A 6,528-nucleotide genomic window follows, 5' to 3' on the forward strand; every position below is an offset into this window, starting at 1 on the left:
CTGCCAGTTTCAGGCTTGTGAAGGTCTTACCTGTTCCACAGGCCATGATGAGACGCCCACGGTTATGCGTTTTGAAACCGGCCAGCACATTCCCGATGGCTGCTTTCTGATGTTCGTGGGACTTCTTTTTCTCCCGCAGGACAGGCTTCTGCTTCGGTTGATACTGCGACCAGTCGATGACGCTGGTTTCAAGGTCCAGCAGATCAATCTTGCTGACTGGCGGGTGCTGGTTGGCCAGTGTGTCTTCGGCGTTGCTGTTCCAATGGTTTGTGGTCGCAACGATAACGCGATGAGAGAACCAGCGTTTGCCGGACGCAGAGAAGAAGGTGTCGATATCCTTCTTGGTTATCTTATGGTCTGGCGCGTAAAATTTGCACTGGATGGCATGGAGATTGCCTGTCCCCCGCTCTCTGGCCACAAGGTCAATGCCAGTATCGTTGGCAGGATGCCCTTCTTCCCGTGCCCATTTCTTGTAGGGCCAGACCATGTCGTAGAGATCGACATAGCTGGGTTCCGTCCGCAGATAGCAGATGGTCAGTTCCTCAAAATATGTCCCTTTTTCGGGCTCGGTGACGGCCATATGGCGAAGGGTATCGAGAAGCTGGGACAGTGCGGACATCGAGTAAGACCTTGGACTTGTAACGGTTTTGTGCCGGTCATCTGAGCGTTTTAAGCTTATATCATGAGACCGACGAGACCATGAAGCAGACATCCTATGCGACCGCTCAGGGTTATTCCTACGCATGGATGTACGAGGAACGCAGGGTAACAATCAACCATGTCGCAAAATTGAGGAACCGTATGTTGGCCAGCATGGCGCCTATTTATTGTTGCTCATCCCATTCTGTAAATGGTGATGCACGTGGACAATCATTCCACACACTCATCATGACGCTCTCCGCTTGTTTCATGGCCGTCTCCAATTCGGAGAAATCAGCTTGCCACCGGGGTAAAGGCTTAAACGTCTCCTCGGCCAAGGCAATAGTCTGATCGACAGGATCGGCATCCTCTCCCAGCCGAGGCCGCCCCCGCTTACGTCCTGCCACCGGTTTTCCCCGTACGCCTATTGCTTCCCGGAGTGGCACGAGATCCTTCAGCGCAAAAAGCCGCCGGGCCGAGCGCCGGGTTACATCGAAGACCAACCCCCGTTCGACGAACCGCTCCAGCAGGACACAGGTGGCCTGAACCGACACTGACAGCCGCGCGGCCAGGGTCGTGGCCGAAATAACCGGATGGGCGGCAATGATGTCGATGGCCAGAGCGGCTTTCGAATTACGCCGCTGATCACCGGCCTGCGCCCGCGCGTCCCGCCAGGAGCGCTCCAGCGTTTGAACCATATCCCTGATCCCGGCCGCTTCGCGCTGCAGAGCACCCAGCCATGCAGGGATCCAGCGCCGCTCATCCCAGGAGATGCCGGTTCGAAATGCCGCCGCCTGCCATAGACGCACCAGCGCCCCACGGAAGGGGGCACGCGCCTCACCGCCTTCGATCCACTCCCGGAAGGCCAGAGCACTGCCCCACAGCACACCCAGACGGCCAACCGGCAGGGCTGCACGGCTAAGCGCTTCGGCAATCCGCTCTTCCTGAGATGCTGAAGCCCGGGCAAGCCACTGATACTGTTCAAAGGCGTAACGCAGGGCATCGACCTCGCTGCCCCGCTCGTACACATCCTGGCCGCGTATGCGCGGTCGCAACCCCTCAAGGCTCGCGGCCAGCTGCCAGGGATCGATCAGAAAACCATCCACGGCCGCGCACTGCCGGGCTGCTTCCAGCCGCGCCCTGAACAGCACAGCCTCGCGCAGAGGGTGACGGCGCAGCTGGTGGTCGAGGGCGCCAAATGCCAGGGCAGTACGGGTCAGGGCGGACGCTACATCGTCTGGGCGAGCGGTAAGACGTTCGATGCGCATACTCAGAGCCGTTTCCCGGCCTGTTCGTAGGCCCTGGACTGGTTCCGCTCGCCAATCGCCAGAACGAGGACGACAACCTGGCTGTCGATCACCCGGTAGACAAGCCTGTAGCCGCTGGCCCTGAGCTTGATTTTGTAGCAGTCATTCAGCGTACCAGATAGGCGGGCGGCCTCAACCCGGGGCGCCTCCAGCCGTCTGGCCAGAACCTTTTTGAATTGTATCTGGATTGTGCGATCAAGCCCGCGCCACTCCTTCAGGGCGCGCGGGTCGAACTGGAGCGTATAGAGGCTCACAGCTCATCCAGTGTCACCGTTACAGGGGCTTGTGGTGCGGCAAGACGTTCACGCACCACCTGCAGCAGATCCGCGTCCTCGCTGGAGAGGACATGCCGCGAGACGGGCAGTTTTCCGGTCTGCACGACATATTCGAAGGTCTGGCGGATCAGGTCGGACGGCGTCACGCCCAGCTCCGCGAGACGGGCATAAGCCTGATCCTTCAGGGTGCTGTCGATCCTTAGATTGATGGACGCCATACTCTTTTCTCCTTGCCAGATATGCCCGAAAATACGCCTTTACAAACGTGAAGGCAAGGAGTTCCAATTCAACCTAACCGACCATTAACTTGAAGCCAGATTCTTTTCTCATTTCTGCCCCCTCCCCCGTTTTTATGTCCGATAATTTCTCTTGTCGGACATAAAAAATCCGACCACAACGCCAGTCGAAAAAATCCAGAATATAAGGATAATCAGCCGGAAACCGGGCTTTCAAGCCCCGCGGAGTCTCGTGCCGAACGCAAGGCAAATCGTGCCGTATCTTCGGCCCAGAAGGCAATTAAATTCAGACAAAACCAACATTGTGTTGCGGCGAAAGCAGCACAATGCCGCACCATATTCCGTGATAATCTCCGTCATTTACATCAATGCTGTATTTGCTGTATTATTGCGCTTCATTGAAGGAGGGGATCATGCGCACATTTTCGACCAGTGACCTGTCTCGTAAGTCAGGCGACATCATCGCCAGTGCCCTGCAAGGTCCGGTCTCAATCAGCCAGCGCGGTAAACCGCGCCTGATCATGCTCAGCGTTGAACAATATGAGGCACTGACAGCCCGTGATGCCGACAGGCGTGTGGTCGGCGCGACAGCGGACATGCCTGCCGATCTGGCCCGGGACATTGGACAAGCAATCGACGGCTACCTGCTGGACATTACTCCTTAGCCATGAGCATCGATTTTCGGCCAGGAATGGTCTTGCGATACCCCTATCTATGGCACTGGCAGGACGCGCGCGGAGAAAGCGAAGGACGCAAGGATCGCCCGACCACTGTTGCTGCCGCTTTTGTGGCACGGGACAACCAGAACTATCTTCTTCTGCTTCCGGTAACAACACGCCTGCCGGCTCCTAACCGGGATCACGACACGAAAGTGTATTTTACGTACGCTTGGAGTGAACACCTGTAGAACTGGCCACATTGAGGTTCACGCAACAAGTAGGGATGCAGGTACCCGAAGCGGTCGTAACGCGCCAGCTTCGGGCTGCTCATCGACATTCCAGCGATAGTCGCCTGTCAGAGAAATATGCTCCCAGCCGAGGGGTGCGATATGCTGGGCCAGGTCATCTGAAATACCGAGCGTCGTGATGGCAGACTGAAGATAGCGCGTATTCCATAGGATGACCGCTGCCACCAGCAGGTTCAGACCTGACGCCCGATAGGCCTGATTTTCAAAACGCCGATCCCGCAGTTCGCCAAGCTGATTGAAGAAGAGCGCCCGAGCCAGCGCATTCCGGGCTTCTCCCTTATTGAGTCCAGCCTGGGTTCGTCTGCGCAAATCCAGATCCTGTATCCAGTCGAGCATAAAAATTGACCGTTCGATCCGGCCGACTTCGCGCAAAGCCACAGCCAGACCATTCTGACGGGGGTAAGATCCGAGTTTGCGCAGCATGGCCGAAGCGGTCACGGTTCCACTCCGAATAGATGTGACGAGACGCAGCAGGTCGTCCCAGTGTTCCACAATATGGTTGGTATTGATCAGGTCACCGGCCATCCCACCCAGAAGTTCGCCCGGGTGTTGTCCCGGAAAAAGGTGAAGTTTCCGCTCTTTCAGATCCCGTATCCTGGGCGCAAATCGATAACCAAAGAAGGGCATCAGCCCGAAAACATGATCCGATGCCCCACCCGTATCTGTATAATGCTCTTCAATGGAAAGTCCGTTAGCATGATAAAGCAGTCCATCCAGAACATAGGGCGCTTCACCGGCCGTCGCAGCAATCACCCGGGTCGAAAACGGATCATACTGATCGGAGATGTGGGTGTAGAAACTGACGCCCGGTTCACTGCCATTGCGCGCATTGATATCGCTGATCGCAGCGCCTCTGCCACCTGCATGAAACAATTGACCATCACTTGAGGACGATGTGCCGTCTCCCCAGAGTGACGCCAGGGGCAGCCCACGATGGGCTGCAACCATACGGCCAAGGGCTTCGGCGTATCCGGCCTCGCTGATATGCCAGTCATGCAGATGCGCCAACTGGCGCAGGGTGGCACCCTGACAGGTGTCGGCCATGCGTGTCAGACCAAGATTAATCCCATCCGCCAGGATCACCGTCAGCAGGGCGTTTTTGTCATCCGCGACACGGCTGGAACGGCGATGGGTAAAGCAGTCGGTGAATCTGATCCAGCGGTCCACTTCCAGCAGAAGATCAGTAATCTTGATCCGTGGCAGCCGGTCGTAAGCCGCCCGCCTCAACTCTTCCACAGCAGGGGGTGTAATTGCTTTCAGAGGCGAAATCACAAGACCATGTGCATCAAGCCGGACCTGTGACAACTCGCCCTTCCTGGCAAGAGCCGTCACCTGGTTCAGCGCGGTTTCCAGCACTGCACGCCGTTGAGAAAGGAACGTGTCAGCCGTAGCATTGATCGCCAGAGGCAACGGTCCTTGCGCGCGCATCGCTGCAAACGTGGCTTCCGGAAGAAGGTAGGTGTCGAATGCGCGGTATTGGCGACTTTCCGTTACCCAGATGTCTCCGGCACGCAGACGCTCGCGCAGCTGGGTCAGAACACAGAGTTCGTAAGCCTGTCGTATGACTGTTCCCTCTGGCCTGACAAAGCTGTGCCAGGAAGGCGGAATGAAACGGATCGGACAGGAGTCAGGCAAGCGGCGTTTACCGGTCCGATAGAGGTCTCCAATGATCTGCACCGCCTTCAGTAATCCCTGTACCGTGCGACCACCCTGAAACTGGAACGCGTTCAGGAATGGACCAATGGCAGGACGAAGAGAGCGATGCCGGTTGATCAGTTCGGCCGTGCGATCAATGGTCTCTGGAGCTGTCAGGGTTTCAGCCCTGCCGATGGCGTCCTGGAGGCGGGGCCAGTCAATTCCCGTAATGGCAGACAGTGAATCAACACCCTGATCACGCGCCTCAATCAGATGACGGCAGGAGGTTGTCAGCAGACGAAGCTGGGCCTGCAACGATCGCATGGTGACAATCGCTTTGTCACGGATCCGGTGCTCGGCACGGCGCATCATGCTTCCGAGGAGTTTGTCCATCATTGTGAGGGTCGCGTCGGTTAGAACCTCCTCAAGTCGGACCCCGGCTGCCACCAGAATGGCGTAACGACGGGATGACTGAAGCTCGGCCAGATGTTGGGGCGTAATCCGGGCAGCTTCTTCGCTCAAACGGTCAAAGGCCACACGCGGTATGGTCGTGGCGCGAGCGCTGTCGAGGTTCAGGGATCGTACATACTCCAGGCGTTCCAGCAATCGCAGGATATTGCGCGCGGCTGGTGACAGGGGCGGGTTACGCAGCCACGAGAGCGAGGAGGCACTGCGATCGCCACGACGCTCCAGCATTTTGTCCAAACGACAACGGGTTTCCAGCGGCAGATCCCCTGCAAGGACGTCATGGACAAGGTGATCGGCCTGCTGGCGAGCACGGCGCACCAAGGCTTCAATGACAGTGACCGACGGCAGGAGAATGCTTCGGCGACGCATCTCGTCAATCAGGATCGCAGCCATGCGGGATGGCTGGGTCACATGATGTGCAATTGGCATCGCGAAACCGGTCATGTCATGAAATGCCGACCGATCGAAGGTTCGGTAGCCATAACGCTTCATCAGGTGGGCCAGATGGGATCGACGGGTTTCGTCACGACGTCCGTAATGGGACCAGAGCCCAGGGGACAGGTCGAGCTGCCGCGCAACAAATGACAGAATGGGAGCCGGTGGTGTTTCACCAGATTCCAGCACCCGTCCCGGCCAGCGCATGTAGAGCATGACCATCGCAAAACCCAATCGGGAGGTTTCTCCGCGGCGGGTTGCGATCAGATCGAAGTCATCCTGGCTGAGTGTAAAATGTCTCGTGATCTCGCGATCATCGACAGAAGGCTCGTAATGTCGGGCGAGAGCTTCACGGGTCAGAAGACGGCGCCGCGCCATGATCGGATGTCTCCTTCATGTGTCCGGAAGGGGATCGTTGGACGGACTGTCCCGGACAAGTGCAACACGTCATGGAATACAGCCGTGTGCTGTGTCTCATAAAGGTGGTACCATATGTTTTGCAGTCATGGGGGGCTCTGTTGCACAATTCAGTCTATTGGCGTGACGAAGCCGTTATAGAGTTTTCC

Annotated in this window: 7 protein-coding genes; 2 read left to right on the top strand and 5 right to left on the bottom strand. The window is 57.3% G+C overall.

What is annotated here, in order from left to right; genetic code table 11:
- The 4 genes from ABF979_RS15875 to ABF979_RS15890 all read right to left on the bottom strand — a co-directional run.
- On the bottom strand, positions 1-619 hold a 619-nt coding region (locus ABF979_RS15875; RefSeq protein ID WP_415560670.1), incomplete at its 3' end, for a restriction endonuclease.
- Between the two features lie 205 nt (positions 620-824).
- Positions 825-1,907, bottom strand: coding sequence for a hypothetical protein (locus ABF979_RS15880; protein ID WP_415560671.1), 1,083 nt, complete (start codon positions 1,905-1,907; stop codon positions 825-827).
- A 2-nt stretch (positions 1,908-1,909) separates the two neighbouring features.
- On the bottom strand, positions 1,910-2,200 hold the full coding sequence (locus ABF979_RS15885; protein ID WP_415560672.1) for a type II toxin-antitoxin system RelE family toxin: 291 nt from the start codon (positions 2,198-2,200) through the stop codon (positions 1,910-1,912).
- Positions 2,197-2,439 (bottom strand): type II toxin-antitoxin system RelB/DinJ family antitoxin, encoded by a 243-nt coding sequence (locus ABF979_RS15890; RefSeq protein ID WP_265783005.1) that lies wholly within the window; start codon positions 2,437-2,439, stop codon positions 2,197-2,199. The genes ABF979_RS15885 and ABF979_RS15890 overlap by 4 nt, the downstream gene beginning before the upstream one ends.
- A 431-nt stretch (positions 2,440-2,870) precedes the next feature.
- Here ABF979_RS15890 and ABF979_RS15895 point away from each other — a divergent pair, with 431 nt between their 5' ends.
- Both ABF979_RS15895 and ABF979_RS15900 read left to right on the top strand, forming a co-directional pair.
- Positions 2,871-3,122, top strand: a complete 252-nt coding sequence (locus ABF979_RS15895; protein WP_415560673.1) for a type II toxin-antitoxin system prevent-host-death family antitoxin — start codon at positions 2,871-2,873, stop codon at positions 3,120-3,122.
- Between the two features lie 2 nt (positions 3,123-3,124).
- On the top strand, positions 3,125-3,364 hold the full coding sequence (locus ABF979_RS15900; RefSeq protein ID WP_415560674.1) for a hypothetical protein: 240 nt from the start codon (positions 3,125-3,127) through the stop codon (positions 3,362-3,364).
- Between the two features lie 18 nt (positions 3,365-3,382).
- Here the strand turns inward: ABF979_RS15900 and ABF979_RS15905 are convergent, their stop codons facing one another.
- Positions 3,383-6,340 carry a Tn3 family transposase gene (locus tag ABF979_RS15905; protein ID WP_415560675.1) on the bottom strand — a complete coding sequence of 986 codons (2,958 nt, stop codon included), beginning with the start codon at positions 6,338-6,340 and terminating at the stop codon, positions 3,383-3,385.
- Positions 6,341-6,528: the final 188 nt, after the last annotated feature.

The organism is Gluconobacter sp., assembly GCF_047723935.1.
Taxonomy (GTDB): domain Bacteria; phylum Pseudomonadota; class Alphaproteobacteria; order Acetobacterales; family Acetobacteraceae; genus Gluconobacter.